Genomic DNA, 19,925 nt, shown 5'->3' on the forward strand with positions numbered 1-19,925 from the left:
TTTAAAAATTTTAATCCTGGTGGAATACCTCTTTCATATTGGTCCATATTTTTTTTTGCGCAGCAGCTTCTGGCAAGGGTTGTTGGCAAGGATCGGTTTCTTTCCACCAGCGCTGCGTAATCGGATCGTCTGCCATTTTCTTCATATCGCCTGCAAAATCAGACCCCACATATTCAAAATAGCTAAAAAGGTAGTATTTATCCTGTATTTTTTGCAGGTATATAGAATAGTTTTGGATATGGCAATCTTTTATTCTTTTCAATACAGCTGGCCAGACATTGGCATGCAGCTTTTGGTAATAGGCTAATTTTTCGGGCTCCAATCCTGTTACAGAGCCAAAGCGCTGTATATGTAATGCTTTATTGTTTTGTTGTGCTGAAGCAAACAGGACACTTGTTAGTAATAACGTGATAATAATATACTTTTTCATCCCCTATAATTATCTGAATACATAATATAACACCCCAATCATCACTAATAAAAGTGCTGACAGTAGTTTATAATTGCCAATACCTTTCCATCCCGAACTAGACAAAGCCGCCATTGGCGATTCCCAATAAAGCTGCCTGCTCTCTTTCGTATGCTGAACCGGGAATACATATGAAAAAAATACCTGTACAACCACGCATATACAAAACAGGTAAAAAGCCATCATCATAAATGGGGTATGGCCAATTATTGTTTGCGGGCATAATTTATTAACAGCAAACACAATAACCCCTAATGCGGAGCCAATCCACAAGGTTAATTTAGCCGATTTAGCTGAGGCTCCTTTCCAAAACACACCAAGCAAAAATACACAGGTAATTGGCGGCGCTATATGAGCTATAATATCATTAATGCCGCTGAAGATACTTTCATATTGATTTAACAAAGGCAGGAGTGCAAGCGAAAAAACCAGGGCAATACCTGCAACTAATTTCCCGGCAAATACCAATTGTTTGTCAGATCGATCAGGAAAATATCTTTGATAAATATCATAACTTGCCATGGTTGAGATAGAGTTGAGGGCGCCTGATACCTGGCTCATTAAACCTGATAAAAGTGCTGCTACCAATACACCTATTAAGCCGCTAGGCAACAATTGGGTGATCATCAGGGTATAAATCCCTTTTGAATTTACTTGCCCCTTATCATCCAATCCTAAACTGCTTACGTCCAAAAGCCCTGATTTTGATAAAGTATAAGCCAATAAACCCGGCAAAACAAAAATAAACACCGGCAGTATTTTAATAAAGCCACAAAACAACGGCCCAACCCTGGCGTGATCTTCATTTTTAGCGCCCAATACGCGTTGTACTATAGTTTGATCAGCACACCAATACCAGATACCCAGGACAGGGTACCCTAAAAAAACTGCATACCAGGGCATGCCGCTGCCATCATTAGCTGGGCGTAGCATGGAGAGTTTATTTGTTTCATGATGAGCTGATAATATTTTCACCATAGGCTGCCAGCCTCCCATGCGATGAAAAGCCGCATAGCTGATGATAAAAGCGCCTGTCAGCAAAACAATAGTTTGTATCGACTCGGTAACCACTACTGCTTTTAACCCCCCGGTAATTGTATATATGGCCGTAACTATGCAAATTGCAATAACGCTTACATACATGTTAAGGCCAAATAATGTTTTTAACACGATGCCACCCGCCAGCATTGAAAACGCGATGTGAATAATGATTGCCGACAGGATAGATACGATAGCCAGCCAATCACGGCTGGAGCGATCATAACGCTTTTCCAGGAAATCGGGCAGCGTAGATACACCTGATTTGATATAAAAAGGGACAAAGAATAAAGCCAGTAAAATAAGTGTAAAGGCTGCCATCCACTCAAAATTACCATTAAGCAACCCACTGTCGAAACCGCTTTGCGCAAGGCTCACCAAATGTACCGTTGAAATATTGGTGGCAAAAAGCGCTAAGCCGATAGCCGGCCATTTCAAAGATTTTCCAGCCAAAAAATATTCGGTTGCGGCACTTTTATTGTTTTTTAGCCGATGGCGGATACCAATCCAAAGGCCTACGGTCAAAATGCCCAGAATATATAGTATACTAATAATTAAGTCGGTGGACTTTAACATTTATAATTGCTTTATAGTTGTTTTTGTTTTTATAGCGTTCAGGGTAATTTATCAGCCTATGTTAGTAACAGCCTTTTCGGAATTAACTTTATACAGGTTTTTTCGATAGCCCAGTTCGGCACCTCCCGTTACAGGCAAAATACACCCGGTAATAAACCTGGCCATATCCGATACCATAAAAAGGCAGGCATCTGCTACTACATCGCCCTCGGGGCAATACCCTAATACATGTATCCCATCTAAATAAGCTGCTATCAATTCAGGGTTTGGTTGCTGCGTGCTCCAATTGCGTAGCATTGGTGTCCATACGCCGGCGGGCGCAACAGCATTAACTCTTATTCCGATTGGGGCATAGTCGAGCGCCATTGATTTGGTAAGGGCATTAATGGCTCCTTTAGTAGCGCTATAAGCTGCATGTATTTCCTGGCCAATATCACCAACAAGGCTGCTAGTGTTCAAAATATTGCCTTTATTATTCTTCAATTCATTTAAAGCGAATCGAGTGGTGTGGTAAATTCCTTTAACATTTACTGCAAAAAGCCGTTCCCATTCATCATCATTAGTTTCATGTAAAGCTTTTGAAGGGTTTGCTATGCCTGCATTATTATGCACAATATCTATTTTTCCAAATTTAGATATGGTTTCCTGCACAGCCTGTTCCACTTCGGCAGCATTTGCCACATCGGCTTTAATATAATGGACATTTTTAGCGTTTAGTTGCAATGATGCTTGTTGAATACTTTCGGCTGAATTAGAAATAATGCCAATCATTGCCCCAGCTTTTTCATATGCTTTGGCACATTCAAAACCAATTCCTTCTGTTCCACCGGTTAAAAGGATAACTTTATTATTTAACATATAATTAGAATTTTAAAAATTGGATTAAAGGATAATATTGTCAATAATGGAATTATATAAATGCCTTTGTAATAGCCAATTTATTTGTTATAATGGATAATGCTATTGGAAAAATAAATCTTTTTACTATTTATATTTTGATAACTTTTAGTCCATTTGTTTTAAGTCGCAACTGCTTCCTGCTTCCATCGGCGTTATATAAAAACCGTTTTCTATTACAACGGGATGGGTAAAATACTGCTGTAAATGCGGAATATGCTCCAAAAACAAAGCTTCGTGGCCGAGGACGATGTGATTAAATAATACCAGGTGCTGGTGTAACTGGCCCATATCGCCCACATGCGGTACTACCGGTATGTTGTATTTACGGCATAGTAAACTAATGGTAATAAATTCGCTTACGCCACCAACCCTTACGGCATCAACCTGTATAAATCCAGCCGAACCTGTTTGCAGATAGTTCTTAAAAATAATGCGGTTAGGTACATGCTCACCTAAGGCTAGTTTTGTTGGTGCGATGGCTTCAGCCAGCGTTTTATGTGCTAATACATCATCAGGATGAGTGGGTTCTTCTATCCAATATGGATTCATGCTTTGCAGGCGTTTGCAAATACTGATGGCTTGCGGCAATGTCCATTGCTGGTTAGCGTCAAGCATTACCCTGATGTCATCTCCTGCTACTTCACGTACAATATGCGCCCTGCGGATGTCCCGTTCTGCCTCGGCGCTGCCTACCTTTAATTTCATGGCGGTAAAGCCATTGGCTACTGCCTTTTTACAATTTTCGCGTACCTTTTCGTCGCTATAGTTAAACCAGCCAATAGAAGTATCGTAACCCGGGTACCCGGTGGCTATAACCGGCATCCGGTTGGTTTTACCGGCATAATTATCTTTTAATAATTTTATGGCCTGCTCACGCGTAAGCTCATCTTCCAAATAAGAAAGATCAAGCGTATTGACGATCTGTTCGGGCGACAGGTCAATCAAAAGTTTCCATAAGGGTACACCTCTTTTTTTTGCCCAAAGATCATAGCAAGCATTAGTAACAGAGGCCAACGCAAGATGTACCACCCCCTTATGCGGCCCAAGCCACCTAAACTGCTGCTCGTTTGATAATTGGTTAAATAATGTTCCAAAGGCCGCCATCAACTCTTCAATATCTTTCCCCTTCAGTTGTTCGGCATAAAACTGCGCTGCCTTGCATACAAGATCATTGCCCTCGCCCAAAGTAAAGGCAAAACCAGTACCTGTAAGCCCGCTATCGTCTATTAATTGGGTTACGGCGTATGAATATATTGGGTCGCGATGAATTGCGTCGCTTCCGGCTCCTTTTCCAATTGGGAACCGCCTATCGCTTATCCGGATATTTTTTATCATTTACCAAATTATTATTTTATAAAAGCATCATTAGTTCAAATGAGAAACCACAGGGATAGCTTCGGCGCTTGTGGTAAGTTCCAATGCTATTACGGTATCATTATTGTTTGGCAATTGGTCAGGCAGTTGAAGTGTTATATTGCCTGTCGTATCCTGGCTATATTTAATTTCCCCCCCGTTAAGTAAATAAGCTTGTTTAACTTTTACTTTGGTTGCTAAGGGCAGCGTTAATAGATCCGATTTTTTTTCGAAAACATGGACGTACAGTTTATTGCCTTTACGGGTAGTAGCAAAATCATTATTAGGCGCAAACGGGCCACCTTTTGTACCGTAAATGCTTTCTCCATAAATTTTTAACCAATCGCCCATTTCTTTCAACCGGGTAACCTGGCGCTGTTCCATTCTTCCATCAGGCATCGGCCCCACGTTAAACAACAAATTACCGTTTCCACCAGCTGTTTTAACTAAAGTTTGCAAGCATTCCTTCAGGCTTTTCATTTTATCATTGGGTTTCCATGCCCATTGGGTACAAATGGTCATACAGGTTTCCCATGGCGTATTCATATCAAGCGCGCCTATTACTTGCTCGGGTGTGGCGTAGTCGCCAATACTTCTGGAATTTAATGTTACGTGCTCGTCATTTGCACCAAGCCTGTTATTAATAATAACGTTAGGGTCCAGTTGCTTTAAATAGGTATAAACATCAACGGCATATTCGTTTTTCCATGGCTTTTCCCAATTACCATCAAACCAGAGCATGTAGGGATGATAGGTTGTAACCAACTCTTTCAATTCGCTTTTCATCGTTTTGACAAACTCATTCATATTGACGAGCGAGTCGGGGGGTGATGCACCATTGTGATTGGGGTAATGTGGGTCATGCCAATCTAACACGGTAAAATAAATACAGAATTTGAGATTGTATTTTTTGCAGGCGGCGGCAAGTTCACCAACAACATCTTTTTTAAAGGGTGTGTTCATGATATTGTAATCAGATGATTTTGTTGGCCATAAGCAAAACCCGTCATGATGTTTGGCGGTAATTACCACGTATTTCATCCCCGCATCTTTGGCGGTTTTAACCCATGCATCAGCATTAAATAAAATCGGGTCAAATTCTTTATACAAGCTGTCGTATTCGGCTGTTGGCACTTCGTGGCCGCGGCTCCAGCCAATCTCAGTACCACGTAAGGTTACCGGGCCCCAGTGAATAAACATGCCAAAACGTTGATCCATAAAATCATCCATCACTGCATGAGGTGTTTTAATGGTTGGGTCTATTAGCGTTTGTGCCTTTGGTTTAGCAACACACGATAGCAGGATAAGCAAGGAGAAAAAATATTTCATTATTTAAGTAAATTGGTAATCAAAGCTATTGCCTTAGTATCCTCCTTACAATGAATTATATTTCTATTTTAATGGATTATCCAATTATTATTTAGTTTTACAACAATTATTTACCTAAATGCATTTAACCATCCGGCGTTATCGCTGATAGCCATTTAATAGCTGTTGTCTTATTAATATACATGAGAAAAACAAAAGTACGGGATGGATTTGAAGGGCAACGGCAAATTAACCTGCCGGGTATAATCTTTAAAAATACAGGAGTGGTTAACTCTATCCCGAACCAAATTTTTATTACACATATTGGTTATTTCCCAAAAGCGGCTCATCATTTTCGGGAACGCAGAAAGGGCTGCAGCGACAATATATTTATTTATTGCCTCAATGGAAAGGGTTGGTATATAGTTGATAAAAAGAAATATGAAGTGGGGCCTAACCAGTTTTTACAGATACCCGCAACCACCAAATATCTTAAGTATGGCGCTGATGATGAACAACCCTGGACTATATTTTGGGTGCATTATAGCGGCAGCAATATGGATTCATTTAACAAGCTAATGAATATATCAGTTGATGACGGTCCTAAAAATATCCCCTACAATGAAAAAGGGCTTACTATTTGGGAGGAGATGTACAAGTCGTTGGAAATGGGTTATAGTAAGGATAATTTGAACAATGCCAATATGTGTTTGTATTATTTCTTATCGACCTTTTTATATCCGGACCGGCATTTTTCCGTTCCGGATGATAAAGATATGGTGAGGGAAACCATTGTTTTTATGCGCGATAGCATAACCTCCAAGTTCACTGTAGCTAATTTTGCAAACCGCTATCAACTATCAATGTCTTATTTTTCAAGTTTATTCCGCAAATCAACAGGAATGTCGCCTATGGAATATTTTATCCAGCTTAAAATTCAACGGGCGTGCCAGCTTTTATTCAGCCCCCATGTTAAAATTAAAGATATCGCTATAAATCTCGGATATGATGATCCATACTACTTTTCCAGGTTATTTAAAAAAACGATGGGTGTTTCTCCCGAATCTTACCGGATGATGAACCATGGCTTTTGAGGTAACTGTTGTGATTCGTGTGCAAACACTTTATCCTGATACGGTAAAAAGAGTTATGGAATATGTTGAAGAGGCCGGGATAATCTGACGCAACGGAAAGGCAAAAATGTACGTGAGCCGGGCAGAACTTTTAATTAAGCATTTTAATGCAATCCATGAAATGAATAATCTATATGGCAAAAAGGGATACGAAAATATCACTGCCGATTTGCGGGTTAAGCTTAAAAAGATGATTGATAAATATGAGGATGATGATGCGGCAAAGATATTTTCAACCCCATTATAGGTCAACAAATAACAGTATGAAAGCTAAATATTTGAAAATTTACAGCACGATGCTTTTAACTTGCATAAGTGCATTAACGGTTAAGGCGCAATCACAATCAGCAGGACAAACTGAGCGTACTTATTATGTAAGTACGCTTACACGTATAGCTGATCCTGTATTGGAAGCGTTAAGCAAAAATGAGCTCAGAAAGCAAATGCCGGTAGAGTCGAATGCAAAAGGCCGGGAATCATCTACCTACCTGGAGGCTTTTGGCCGGCTGATGGCAGGTATGGCCCCCTGGCTCGAACTTGGCCCCGATAAAACATCCGAAGGTAAACTTCGTGAAAAGTATATTAAACTGGCCCTGCTGAGCATACACAATGCTACCGATCCAAAGGCGGCAGACTTTATGAACTTTAATAAAGGCAGCCAGCCCGTAGTTGATGCTGCCTTTTTAGCACAAGCTTTACTGAGGGCTCCAAACCAGTTATGGGGTAGGCTGGATAGCACAACCCAAAGCAATGTGATAACAGCTCTAAAATCTTCGAGGGTTATTACCCCGGGATTTAACAATTGGCTTTTATTTAGCGCGACCATAGAGGCAGTTCTCCTGCGCTTTGATGGTAGCGGCGATAGGATGCGCATGGATTATGCTATTAAGCAGCATTTGGTATCATGGTATAAAGGGGATGGCGCTTATGGCGACGGGGAAAATTTTCATTGGGATTATTATAATAGCTTCGTTATTCAGCCTATGCTGGTTGGGGTATTAAAAACGTTAAGTGACACAAATCCCGGACAAAAGAAAACCTATGAAACAGCCCTTGCTCATGCAAAACGCTACGCTGCTGTGCAAGAAAGGATGATATCGCCGGAGGCCACCTATCCACCGATAGGCCGGTCATTAGCATATAGGTTTGGGGCGTTCCAAACCTTGTCTATGATAAGTTTAATGCACGAGCTTCCTGCCGGCGTTAAGCCTCAGCAAGTGCGGGCCGCTTTATATACAATGATCAAACGGCAGGTTGAGGCGCCGGGCACTTTTGACAGTAATGGCTGGCTACAGATAGGCATTTATGGGCACCAACCCGGTATAGGCGAGTCCTATATATCTACCGGTAGCCTTTATTTGTGTTCCGAGGCATTCCTGGTGTTAGGGTTGCCGCCAACAGACGTTTTTTGGCAGGGTGCAGATGAAGAATGGACAGCAAAAAAAGTGTGGGAAGGCAAAGAAGTGAATATTGATCATGCTGAAGATTAACAGTATTATCAAATAGAACAGGGAGATGAACTATATAATTAAATAATAAAAACAACATGATTTTTCCATCATTAATTTCGTTACGGCAGGCAAACAATAGAAAAGGCTTTCTATCGGCAATTGTCCTGGTTTTTCTATCAACATTAAGCCAGGCGCAATCCTCAGTTGATCCGGCAAGCATTAAAGATAAAATGCAATGGTTCGCAGATGCAAAACTTGGTATATTTATTCATGAAGGTATCTATGCTGTTAATGGCATCGACGAATCCTGGAGTTTTCACAACAAAAAGATCACCTATGCCGACTACATGAAGCAGCTTCAGGGTTTTACGCTCAAGAAATATGATCCTGAATACTGGGCCGACCTGATCAAAGAAAGCGGTGCGAAGTATGCTGTTATTACTACAAAACACCATGATGGCGTCACTATGTATGATTCACAGGTTGATAATCTAAATATTGTAAAGTCAACGCCGGCTCGTCGGGACATGATCAAACCTTTATTTGCTGCATTGAGAGAAAGAAATATCAAATGTGGTGCCTACTTCTCGCTGATTGATTGGTCAAATAGCAACTATCCAGGGTTTTTAAAAGATAGTTCAAGGTATAACGTCCATGATGATTACGATCGCTGGAATAAGTTCCGGGCATTCTTTCAATCCCAGATCAAAGAGATCAACCAAAAGTTCAAGCCCGATCTATGGTGGTTTGACGGTGATTGGGAACATAGCGCCGAAGAATGGGAAGCTGCCAAAGTGCGCGATATTATTTTAACGGGTAATAAAAATGCCATCATCAATGGCCGGCTTCAGGGATATGGCGATTACGAAACACCGGAGCAAAACTTCCCGGTTTCACGCCCGGCCTTCAACTGGTGGGAATTATGTATGACTGCAAATAATAACTGGGGATATCATCCTGATGATACAAATTGGAAGACACCCTATCAGGTTATTACTATTTTTACCGATGCGGTTTCAAATGGCGGAAACTTGTTGCTCGATATAGGCCCTAGGGCTGACGGCTCAATATCCGATGAAGATGTATACTTGCTAAAGGAGCTTGGTGCGTGGAATAAGAGAAACGGAGAGGCTGTGTTTAATACAATTGCCGGGATACCACAGGGGCATTTTTACGGCCCGACTACGCTCTCCAAAGACTCAACCGTATTGTATCTGTTTCTGCAGGGCAACATCAGCGGCAGTGTAACCCTAAAGGGTCTACAGAATAAGATCAAAGATATAACGGTATTGGGCACAGGTACTCATTTAAGCTATAATATTGTCGGCAAAATATCCTGGAGCAAGGTGCCGGGGCTCGTATACATCAACGTTCCAAAAGGGGTACAGGATAAATACGTTACGGCGTTAAAGGTTTCCCTGGATGGCCCTGTCAAGTTATACAACGGCAAAGGCGGCTTATAATTGAGGGGACTAACTTTAAATACATCACCCCGGTAACTGCTATGGCAGCTGCCGGGGTTTACTTTTTAAGCAGCAATCTGTAATATCTCTCATCTTTATTTTATCTTTTGCCGGTGATTTAAACCCCACTGAACCAGGGTTTCTGTTACCGGAAAAACACTCATGCCGTATTCGGTTATGGCATAGCTTACGGTAACGGGCCGGGTGTTCATTACTGTTCTTGTCAGCAGCAGGTTTGTTTCCAGGTCCTGTAATTCCTTTGAAAGCATTTTTGCCGATATGCCTTCAACCTCACGCTGGATCTTTTTAAAAGTGTTTGTTTCAGCAATGTGATTATTTAAATGGCGCATAATCCTAAGCTTCCATTTGCCTCCCAATATCTCCAGGCTATCGCGAATAGCAATCAATTCCTGCTCGCAGGTTGCTTCTTGTTTTATCTGATCTTCCATATTATGATAGTTACCAAATGGTAACCGGTTACCTTTAGTTAACTGATAATAAATGTAAACCATTAGTATCTAATTTTGAAAATAAATAAAATAATAAGGGCATGAAAACACTGGATTATTACGTAGTGGATGTATTTACCGACAGCAGGTATAAAGGCAATCAGCTGTCAGTAGTATATATTGATGAAGAACTTGATATCAATCAGTATTATGATATTTCCCGGGAATTTGGGTATTCAGAGACATCCTTTGTGAATTATTCAACTACAGAAAACGTTTTTAAGGTACGCTCATTTACCCAGGCAAAACATGAGGTTATAGGCGCCGGGCACAATCTGTTGGGTGCCGTATGCCTGGCTTTGCTTAAAAAATGGGATATTTTTAAAGGTCAGGGCACCCAACCATGGGTTATGATAAAAGACGATAAAATTCCCTTGAAAATTACCGGACAAGGTGATTTACCTTATGTTGGAATGAAGCAGCGCCCTGCGCAAATTGTTAGAACGGTGCCAACTGAACTTATTGCCCAGGCTATAGGATTAAGCGTTGATGACCTCAACCTGAATGGATGGGATATCAATATAGTAAAGACCGAAGTTGCACACCTGATGGTTCCTGTAAAGAATAGAGAACTGCTAAAAAAGGCCATTTCAAATAAATCTTTGTTGAAAGAAGCTTCTGCTAAGTTTGGCTTTGAAGGCTGTTATTTATTTACGACAGATCATCCTGATACTAGCATCCTGGCTGAAGCACGTTTTTTTAACCCTGGTATTGGTATTGATGAAGACCCGGCCACGGGTACGGCTGCTGGTCCGTTGGCGGGATACCTGGAAAAGCTTGGCCATATCAATAAAGACGCGGATTTTCAGATTCTACAGGGGGAACATGTAAATCAACCATCTATCATTCACGTAAAAGTAGTAAACGATGGGGTTTGGGTAAGTGGTTCATCTGTAATCGTAATGGAAGGAAAGCTTTACTTATAAAGTTTAGTATGCCTGCCATGTGTAAAGGTATTCATATAGGTGATATGCAAAATGTTGTACATTTATAGTGCTGCGGTTCTTAACAAAAGGAATCCCGTTCTAAAATCGATATTGCATGCTTAAAAAATATTCGATCCTGTTTGGAATAATTATTTCTTTATTACTGCTTCTGATAGCTACCCTGTATTATCCGGGTGGCTCACAATATGATAAAAATTCCATCGGGTACGATTGGGGTAATAACTACCTGAGTAACCTGTTTGGCCCAAAAGCAGTAAATGGTGCCGATAATGCTGCTCAACTTTGGGCTATTGCGGGCATGCTGTTCCTTTGTGGTAGTTTTGCTTTGTTTTTTATTGATTTCTCAAAGAAAATACCCCAAAAAGGTGCAGTCAGGATGATTAAATACTGTGGTGTTAGCGCTATGTTATTTGCGTTTTTGGCAGTAACACCCTATCATGATAAAATGATCACTATTGCCAGTACGCTGGCGCTTATTAGTATGTTTTACATCACAATATTTGTATTTAAGTCGAAATTGCACTTGTTTAAAGCTCTTTGCATCGTTTGCCTTATTGCTTCATATAGTTGTAATTACATGTATTTCACCCGTAGCAATGTAGAGTTTTTGCCCATTATGCAGAAAATTACGCTGCTTATTACAATTGCCTGGGTTTTATCATTGCAGTATTTTACCCAAAAAGCAGATTTTCAAGCAGTAAAGAATGTTTCTGCCAAATAAGTAAGCCAGTGTACAGCTACAGCTTGTGTATTATTCAGTAGTATTAAATAATAATATGTGAAATTTTTAGTTATAAATAGCATATGCATATTTATTGATAAGTATTATAATATCCGCATTCGTGTAGGTCATAAATTTAACACTAAAATAAAGCCCGGATGCATAAATAAACCAATAAATGCGGTATTTTCGCAGCAAATAAGCAATCTTGTATTTATAATGCGCTTTAGTGTTTTGGGGCTTCTGTTTATACTGCTTACCTGTTCCGGTGTTTATGCGCAACAGGATTCCGTGTCTGCAAGTAAGCCTGCATTAGCAGGTAGTACTTCATTAACAAGGGGCGACTCTAATGTAACCCGCACTCCGCAACACATGGAATTGCTTGATTCCGTAGCGATGGCTACAACCTTACGGGCAAAGTTTGTAAGTGATTCGTTGGCTAATATGTATGTATTCCCCGACTCAAACCGGGTTAACCAACTGGCAGTAATGCTGATTGGGAATCTATATAAAGGCCATAATTTTTTAGATATCCCTTTTAAATCCGGCAAAACAACAGGGGATGGGCACATCCGCAAAAGCCGCGACCCCTGGATATTGGTTATCATCGTCATCCTGCTTTTATATACCGCTTTGCTGAATTTTTCGTTTGGTAGCGACATTAAAACGATATTTCAATCATTTTATGCTAAACGTGCGGCCCAGTTTGATAAGGACGACAAGCAATTAAATTTCCGCACTTTTGTTGGTTTGTTCCTGCTTTTTAGCGCAACGTTCGGTTTGTTTTTATATCAGTATGCATCATATAAAAGTGTATATTTTAGTTATAGCGGCTTACAGCTTTTTGTAGCCCTTTCGCTTATTGTTATATCGCTGTTTGCGTTTAAATTTTTGCTGTTAAAGGTTATTGGCTTTCTGTTTGATATTAACCGCATAGTGAGCGAATACATTACAGCGCTGTATTTAACTTATTTTAATATAGCGTTTGTTTTTTTACCGGTTGCCGTATGTTTTAGCTTAATGGCAGCCCAATTTATCCCTTACCTGCTGGCTGTAGCCTTGTTTTTAATCGTAGTTATATTCGTTTGGATCTATCTGCGCAGCAGTGTTAACATTATTTCTAATTTTCGATTTCACAAATTTTATTTATTTATCTATCTTTGTGCCCTCGAAATTTGCCCTATTTTGATTTTGATCAAGGTACTTAACTTATAGGATTTAGGCAGTTATAAAATTGAATATTGGAAGATAGAAAGAAAAAGGTTAAAAGTATATTGGTTACTTTACCGAAACCTGAGAACGACAAAAATCCATACGCTGAACTGGCTAAAAAGCTTAACCTGAAAATTGATTTCAGGGCTTTTATACATGTTGAAGGCGTACCGGCTAAAGATTTCCGTAAAGAGAAAATAAATCTTGTGGATTTTACTGCGGTAATTTTTACGAGCCGTAACTCTGCTGATCACTTTTTCCGCATTTGCGAGGAGATGCGTTTTGAAGTGCCGGTAGAAATGAAATATTTCTGCCTTTCAGAAACTATAGCCCTTTATCTTCAAAAATATATACAGTACCGCAAAAGAAAAATATTCTTTGGCAAACAAACCGCGGCCGACCTGGCCGAAGTGTTAAAAAAACACTCAAACGAAAAGTTCCTGTACCCATGCTCGGATGTTGCTGCCGAAGAAACGCAAAAATTTTTGCTGGAGAACGGTTACAACTTTACACCGGCAGTACTTTTCCGTACTGTTTGTAGTGATCTTTCCGATCTGGCTGACGTTTTTTATGACGTTATCGCTTTCTTTAGTCCATCAAGTATCCAGTCGTTATATAAAAACTTTCCCGACTTTAAACAGAACAATACCCGCATAGCTGCTTTTGGTGCAACCACCCATAAAGCAGTGCTTGAATCGGGGCTAATACTGGATATTCCGGCCCCTACACCACAGGCCCCATCTATGACAATGGCAATAGAACAATACGTTAAACAGGTAAATAAATAAAGTTTAACTATTTTTATTTAACTTATTGTAACTTTTTTTTACAACTCGCCGTATAAAAGTCTGAAAATAGCCCTCTATTTGAATGATATTCTTGTATGTTTTTAACATATAAAGTGCTGATTATAAACTAATTGGCGCTAATGTTGATAGCTTATCAACAAACGCTGAAAAAAAATGTTTTATTTTCAGTATTTGTCAATCATTTGTTATATTCGGGGGTTACATTTGGTTGTTATATTTAATATAACTGGATTTTGAATTATATATATGAAGCAGATATACTCTTTAGTTTTTATTTTGGTTACACTGGCAGCATTAAGTAGTTGTCGTAGCGGCGGTGGGGGTGAACTAACCGGCGTCCCTCAGCGTAACTTCAGGGCCGAAGTGCCTTATGGTATGGTTTACATACCTGGTGGAACCTTTTTAATGGGCCAAACAGATCAGGATATTACCTATTCTCAAATATCCCAGACAAAACAAGTTACTGTTCCTCCGTTTTTCATGGATCAAACAGAGATCTCAAATAGTCAGTACAAACAATTTGTGTTTTGGGTGCGTGATTCAATCGCTATCACCAACTATTTAAATGATGATAAGTATTACTTGCACCCTAAAGGCGCAACCGCAGGTAAATCAAGCGGAAAAAAATATATTAACTGGGAATATGTAAAAAGATATCCGGTATGGAGCCCTGCACGTAAAGGACAAGGTAACAATGGCGCAAAGCTTGATGGTATGTACTATCAGGGTGATGACCGCGTGTTCGATCGTAATGAGATTGATGTGCGTTTATTAAAATATAACTACTCAATGCTGGTATTGCGTAATGCTGCCAACTATAAGAACGATAAATCAAAAAGGCGTTCAGATTTCATTCTGCGCGATACCGTACAGGTATATCCGGATACGCTAGTTTGGCTGAGCGATTTCTCATACGCTGCAAACGAACCAATGGTACAGGGGTATTTTTCACACCCGGCTTACAGAAATTATCCGGTTGTTGGCGTAACCTGGCGCCAGGCACGTGCCTTTACCGTATGGCGCACACGTTATAACGATAGCTATAAAGATTCACACCACTTACCTCACCGCTTACCATACGAATTACCTTCAGAGGCTCAGTTTGAATATGCTGCACGTGGTGGCAGGATAGGTACCGATTATCCTTGGGGTGGTCCGTATATTAAAAATGCTAAGGGTTGTTTACTGGCTAATTTCAAACCAGGCCGTGGTAACTACTCTGATGATGGCGGTGCTTATACCGTAAATGTAAGATCATATTTCCCTAACGATTACGGTTTATATAATATGGCAGGTAACGTTGCTGAATGGACTTCATCAACATTTAACCCTTCAGCTTCAACATTTGTTAGCGATATGGCCCCTACCTATGAGTACGAGGCTAAAGCCAGCGATCCTGAAGAATTAAAACGTAAAGTAGTAAAAGGCGGATCATGGAAAGATGTAGGTTACTTCCTGCAAAACTCATCACGCAGTTATGAATACCAGGATACAGCAAAATCATATATCGGTTTCCGTTGCGTAACAAGTTTCATGGGGCGCGACATCAGGGATAAACACTAAAATCTCAACTTACTTAACTCACAATCAAATACACTTTTTTTTAAAATTATGGCTGGCAAAAAACAAGGTTACGGAATAAATAATATCGTATCATGGGGCGCTACGGTAGTTATTGTTGGACTATTATTCAAAATACAGCACTGGCCTTATGGTGGTCTGTTTATTTCTCTGGGTTTAGGAATGGAAGCTTTCCTATTCTTAATATTAGGCTTTCAGAGAGATACTACGGAAGTCGACTGGACCCGTGCTTATCCTGAATTAGCTGATGATTACACCGGCGAACTTCCTAAAAGAGCTGCTATTGCTTCAGGCAATTTCTCAAACACTGCCGCTTTAGACAAAATGATGAGCGATGCAAAAATTGGCCCTGAACTTATCCAGAACCTGGGCGAAGGCTTAAGGACATTTGGTGACAAAGTAAGCGCTATCTCAAGAGTTACCGATGCAGGTAATGCTACCATCGCATTTACTGAAAAAATAAAATCAGCAGGTGAGAGTTATGATAAATTAAGTACATCATTTGAAAAAGCCTCTGCAAATCTGGCTGAAATGGCAGGCTCAAGCAATGATTCAAAAAACTATCATGAGCAGGTAAACACAATGGTTAAAAATCTTGCAGCATTAAATGCAGTTTATGAACTGGAATTGAATGACTCAAGTAATCACTTAAAATCAATGAGTAAGTTTTATAAAGACATGGAAGGAACTATGTCAAACTTTAACGAATCATTGGATGGTTCACAACAGTTTAAAACTGAAGTTGGCAAATTAGCTAAGAACTTGTCCTCATTAAATGCTGTTTATGGCAATATGCTATCAGCAATGAGCCAGCCTCGTGCTTAATACATTAATACCTAATTAATTGATTAATTATTTTAACCTAACTAAGATTAAATCACATGGCTGGAGGTAAACAAACCCCAAGGCAGCGAATGATGGGTATATTGTATTTGGTTCTTCTGGGACTAATTGCACTGGATGTACCCGATAGTTTGCTGGACTCATTCAAAAATATAAGTGATAGCTTAACAGCATCAAAAACTAACGTTCAAAGCGGTATAGATCAAGCCTTTACTACATTTGAGGCAACAAAATTAAAACAAGAAGGTGACAGGGCGCAAAAAATACATGACGATGCGTTAAAAGCCAAAAAATTGGCAGATGACCTGAATGCTTACGTTGAAACAGTAAAAGGGAAATTTATATCGGAAACCGGTCCCATTGATGATGCGACCAATGATTACAAAGGCCGTGAAGATATGGATGTATCAACACGTTTGATGATCAACGACCAGAAATACGCGTATGAATTGCATAAAAAAATTGATTATACCAGAGAGCAATTATTAGCCTTGCTTAAACCGTCTGAAAGACAAGGTGTAAACCTTTCTTTAGATGCAGAGGCTCCTAAGCACAGAGCTGGTTTCCCTAATAAAGACTGGGAAACCGCAAACTTTGGCGAAGGTATTCCAATGGCTGCCGCGATGACAGCTTTAGTGAAAATACAATCAGATGCTAAAAACTCTGAGAACGAAGTTGTTAAAAAGATTTTAGGCCGTATTGATGTAGCGCAGGTTACACTCGATCAGTTTAAAGGTGTGGCAGTTGCTCCAAGCAGTTATATTTTGCAAGGGCAGCAATATAAAGCTGATATTTATTTAACAGCTTATGATTCACATTCAAACCCTACTATCACAATTGATGGGGCAAACATACCGACTACTAATGGTGTAGGTACTTATACAACAACTGCAAGTGGACAAGGTTTACACACATGGACTGGTACTTTAACCGTTAAACAGGTTGATGGTCCGGCAAAAACTTACCCGGTGAGCGGTCAGTACATGGTTGCAAAACCATCAGCAGTAGTATCGCCTGATAAGATGAATGTATTTTACATAGGTGTGCCTAACCCGGTTACGGTATCGGCCCCTGGTGTAGCTACTTCAGCTTTAAAATTAAGCATGACAGGTGGTTCATTAAGTGGTGGCACTGATGGTAAATATACTGTTCAGGTACATACTATCGGCGAGGCCAAGATCACTGTTTTAGGTGAAAAAGGTATGGTTTTAGGTACATCACTGTTCCGTGTAAAACGTATACCTGATCCGAAACCAATGTTTGCAGGTAAAAGCGGTGGTACTACCAGCGCGGCAAATATCCGCGGTCAGGACAGAGTATTCGCGAAATTAGATAACTTTGATTTCGACGCTAAATTTAACGTAACACGTTTTACTATGCTTATTGTAAAACCACGCCAGGATGCTATCATATTATCAGGCAGTGGTAATGAGTTGACAAGTGCAATGCGTTCAGCAATGAACACAGTTTCACCTGGTACAACTATTGTATTTAAAGATATTGTTGCAGTTGGCCCTGATGGTTCGCCGCGCGGACTTGACCCGATTGTAATAAGTGCAAATTAAAAGGATTGGATTATGAAGACGAAAATTTTGCTTATTGTATTATGTTTAGCTTGTACGGTTTCTTTTGCACAAAAGAAGAAACGTTCAAGAAAAAAGAAGGCAGCGACTACTACTCAGACGGCGGCACCTATTCCTACTTATACGCCGAGCACCGCCTTGAGCGCACAGCCCTCTGATACAAGCAAAAGAGCGCCATTAAAGCCTTTTGACAGGCCATTGGACGGCTATTACAAAAAATCAGATATCCTGAATGCAAGGGTAACACCTTATCCGAACATTCGTGAGGCTGATGTAGCTTATGCAAAACGCATATGGCGCGAAATAGATGTCCGCGATAAAATGAACCAATATATGGCGTCGCCAAAACAGCGCCTGATTGACATTTTAATGACCGCTATTGCCAATGGTGAGTTAACAGCTTATGACCCGTCTCCTGATCCTAAAAACGATCCTGACGGTGATGGCTTTGCACACCCTTTAACACCAGGGCAAGCTAAAAATAAAATGGCCGATAGCTCAGTTGTTGACAAGTTTGATAAGGATGGCAACAAAATAAGCTCGGTATTAACCGCAGGTGAGTTTAATCCTGATAGTGTTGTAAAGTTCCGTATAAAGGAAGACTGGATTTTTGACAAAGCAAGATCTGTTTTTGAACCACGTATTATTGGTATTGCGCCAATGATAAAACCAAAAGCAGGTAGCCTTGACCTTGATTACCAACCGGCATTCTGGATATATTTCCCTGATGTACGCCCTATATTAGTTACCAAGGAAGTTGTAAGCAAAAATAGCGATGCAACAGGCTTGAGCTATGATGATGTATTTATGAAGCGATTGTTTAATAGCTACATTGTTAAAGTATCAAACGAAAAGGACGAGCGTATAAAGGATTATGCCCAGGGTATAGACAGGTTATACGAATCGGAGAAGATCAAGAAATCCTTATTGGACTGGGAACTTAATTTATGGCAATACTAAGTATTGATAAACAGATAGATCCTTAATCTAAAAAATAAAAGAGCCCTTGCTAGATAATAGTAAGGGCTCTTCTTATTAGCTTTACTAGTGTAAACCGAAAAATGAAAACAGAATGGAATTTGGCAGGGTAACACCGGGAGAATTATTAGAGGTTGATTTTACGCTTCCGGCTGATGCCGCGTTGACGATACAAACGCTTAAAGCAGCATTAAATGATAAACCGTTGGAGGTACATGTAGGTTGTGCCAAATGGGGACGTAAAGAATGGCTGGGTAAGATATATCCGCTTAAAACAAAAGAAGCCAATTTTTTAGATGAATACGTTAAGCATTTTGATTGTATTGAGCTTAACGCCACCTTCTATAATGTTTACGGCCCGGATACCATAAAAAAGTGGAAAGGCAAAGCGGAGAGCCACCCCGGTTTTAAATTTTGCCCTAAGTTTTCGCAAAGTATTACCCATATACGCCGCTTAAAAAATGCCGACGATATTACTACTAGCTATTATGAAGGTATTTTAGCCTTCGGAGATAAGCTGGGCCCCCTTTTTCTACAGCTGAGCGATAATTATACCCCAAAGAGTTTCCCTGAGCTTAAGATCTACCTGGAAAGCTTACCAACTGATATCCCTGTTTTTGTTGAACTGCGACACAAGGATTGGTTTGCCATCCCCGAAAACCGCGACCAGGTATTTGAGCTTTTCAAACAGTTAAACATTGGTGCCGTAATAACAGATGCCAGCGGCCGGCGCGATGTAGTGCATATGACTTTACCTACGCCACATGCTTTTATCCGTTTTGTAGGCAACAGCCTGCATAAAACCGATTATACACGTGTTGACGAATGGGTTGCCCGGATACAGCAATGGCAAACACAAGGCCTGCAATCGGTATGGTTCTTTATGCACCAGCATGATGAACGCTACTCACCTGAGCTGGCTGACTATGTTGTTGAACAATTGAACAAAAAATTAGGTACACAGCTGGCGAGGCCGCAGTTTATTGATCGGGACAAACAACCAGAATTATTTTGATTAGAAGAACCAGGATTTACTGGATTTAAAAGATTA

19 protein-coding genes are annotated in these 19,925 nt (G+C 40.2%); 13 read left to right on the top strand and 6 right to left on the bottom strand.

The window, feature by feature from the left end; translation table 11 throughout:
- Positions 1-10: 10 nt before the first annotated feature.
- The 5 genes from BLU33_RS04955 to BLU33_RS04975 form a co-directional block, all read right to left on the bottom strand.
- Entirely contained in the window at positions 11-430 is a 420-nt protein-coding gene (locus BLU33_RS04955; RefSeq protein ID WP_172829214.1) for an L-rhamnose mutarotase, read from the bottom strand.
- Positions 431-439: 9 nt separating this feature from the next.
- Positions 440-2,083, bottom strand: a complete 1,644-nt coding sequence (locus BLU33_RS04960; RefSeq protein ID WP_091369922.1) for a sodium:solute symporter — start codon at positions 2,081-2,083, stop codon at positions 440-442.
- A gap of 51 nt (positions 2,084-2,134) precedes the next feature.
- A complete protein-coding gene (locus tag BLU33_RS04965) occupies positions 2,135-2,941 on the bottom strand; it encodes an SDR family NAD(P)-dependent oxidoreductase (protein ID WP_091369924.1) in 807 nt (268 codons plus the stop codon).
- A gap of 147 nt (positions 2,942-3,088) precedes the next feature.
- Complete coding sequence (locus BLU33_RS04970) at positions 3,089-4,318, bottom strand: enolase C-terminal domain-like protein (RefSeq protein WP_091369926.1); 1,230 nt, start codon at positions 4,316-4,318, stop codon at positions 3,089-3,091.
- A 30-nt stretch (positions 4,319-4,348) separates the two neighbouring features.
- Entirely contained in the window at positions 4,349-5,665 is a 1,317-nt protein-coding gene (locus BLU33_RS04975) for an alpha-L-fucosidase (RefSeq protein WP_091369928.1), read from the bottom strand.
- 182 nt (positions 5,666-5,847) lie between these two features.
- On the opposite strand from BLU33_RS04975, the gene BLU33_RS04980 reads away from it, so the two are divergent.
- The 4 genes from BLU33_RS04980 to BLU33_RS04990 all read left to right on the top strand — a co-directional run bounded on the left by BLU33_RS04980 (position 5,848) and on the right by BLU33_RS04990 (position 9,691).
- Positions 5,848-6,738, top strand: a complete 891-nt coding sequence (locus BLU33_RS04980; RefSeq protein WP_091369929.1) for an AraC family transcriptional regulator — start codon at positions 5,848-5,850, stop codon at positions 6,736-6,738.
- 160 nt (positions 6,739-6,898) lie between these two features.
- On the top strand, positions 6,899-7,024 hold the full coding sequence (locus BLU33_RS25565; protein ID WP_262493827.1) for a hypothetical protein: 126 nt from the start codon (positions 6,899-6,901) through the stop codon (positions 7,022-7,024).
- A 16-nt stretch (positions 7,025-7,040) separates the two neighbouring features.
- Positions 7,041-8,267: a DUF2264 domain-containing protein gene (locus BLU33_RS04985; protein WP_232009398.1), complete on the top strand. Its 1,227-nt coding sequence runs from the start codon at positions 7,041-7,043 to the stop codon at positions 8,265-8,267.
- A gap of 56 nt (positions 8,268-8,323) precedes the next feature.
- Entirely contained in the window at positions 8,324-9,691 is a 1,368-nt protein-coding gene (locus tag BLU33_RS04990; protein ID WP_091369931.1) for an alpha-L-fucosidase, read from the top strand.
- 95 nt (positions 9,692-9,786) lie between these two features.
- Here BLU33_RS04990 and BLU33_RS04995 read toward each other — a convergent pair whose 3' ends face one another.
- Complete coding sequence (locus tag BLU33_RS04995; RefSeq protein WP_232009399.1) at positions 9,787-10,203, bottom strand: winged helix-turn-helix transcriptional regulator; 417 nt, start codon at positions 10,201-10,203, stop codon at positions 9,787-9,789.
- A gap of 38 nt (positions 10,204-10,241) precedes the next feature.
- On the opposite strand from BLU33_RS04995, the gene BLU33_RS05000 reads away from it, so the two are divergent.
- From BLU33_RS05000 to BLU33_RS05040, 9 genes are all read left to right on the top strand, one after another.
- Entirely contained in the window at positions 10,242-11,126 is an 885-nt protein-coding gene (locus BLU33_RS05000) for a PhzF family phenazine biosynthesis protein (protein ID WP_091369933.1), read from the top strand.
- Between the two features lie 115 nt (positions 11,127-11,241).
- Positions 11,242-11,868, top strand: coding sequence for a hypothetical protein (locus BLU33_RS05005; RefSeq protein WP_091369935.1), 627 nt, complete (start codon positions 11,242-11,244; stop codon positions 11,866-11,868).
- A gap of 57 nt (positions 11,869-11,925) precedes the next feature.
- Complete coding sequence (locus BLU33_RS05010) at positions 11,926-13,083, top strand: DUF4271 domain-containing protein (protein WP_091369937.1); 1,158 nt, start codon at positions 11,926-11,928, stop codon at positions 13,081-13,083.
- A 26-nt stretch (positions 13,084-13,109) separates the two neighbouring features.
- Positions 13,110-13,868 (top strand): uroporphyrinogen-III synthase, encoded by a 759-nt coding sequence (locus tag BLU33_RS05015; protein WP_091369939.1) that lies wholly within the window; start codon positions 13,110-13,112, stop codon positions 13,866-13,868.
- 267 nt (positions 13,869-14,135) lie between these two features.
- The gene (gene porK, locus BLU33_RS05020) at positions 14,136-15,452 is read left to right on the top strand and encodes a T9SS ring complex lipoprotein PorK/GldK (protein ID WP_091369941.1); all 1,317 of its coding nucleotides are present in this window, start codon (positions 14,136-14,138) and stop codon (positions 15,450-15,452) included.
- A 48-nt stretch (positions 15,453-15,500) separates the two neighbouring features.
- A complete protein-coding gene (gene porL, locus BLU33_RS05025) occupies positions 15,501-16,295 on the top strand; it encodes a type IX secretion system motor protein PorL/GldL (protein WP_091369943.1) in 795 nt (264 codons plus the stop codon).
- A 56-nt stretch (positions 16,296-16,351) separates the two neighbouring features.
- On the top strand, positions 16,352-17,878 hold the full coding sequence (porM, locus tag BLU33_RS05030) for a type IX secretion system motor protein PorM/GldM (RefSeq protein ID WP_091369945.1): 1,527 nt from the start codon (positions 16,352-16,354) through the stop codon (positions 17,876-17,878).
- Positions 17,879-17,890: 12 nt separating this feature from the next.
- Positions 17,891-18,856, top strand: coding sequence for a type IX secretion system ring subunit PorN/GldN (porN, locus tag BLU33_RS05035; RefSeq protein ID WP_091369947.1), 966 nt, complete (start codon positions 17,891-17,893; stop codon positions 18,854-18,856).
- Positions 18,857-18,968: 112 nt separating this feature from the next.
- Positions 18,969-19,889 (top strand): DUF72 domain-containing protein, encoded by a 921-nt coding sequence (locus BLU33_RS05040; RefSeq protein WP_091369949.1) that lies wholly within the window; start codon positions 18,969-18,971, stop codon positions 19,887-19,889.
- The last annotated feature ends 36 nt before the right edge of the window (positions 19,890-19,925 follow it).

The organism is Mucilaginibacter mallensis (genome assembly GCF_900105165.1).
In the GTDB taxonomy this organism is placed as follows: Bacteria; Bacteroidota; Bacteroidia; order Sphingobacteriales; family Sphingobacteriaceae; genus Mucilaginibacter; species Mucilaginibacter mallensis.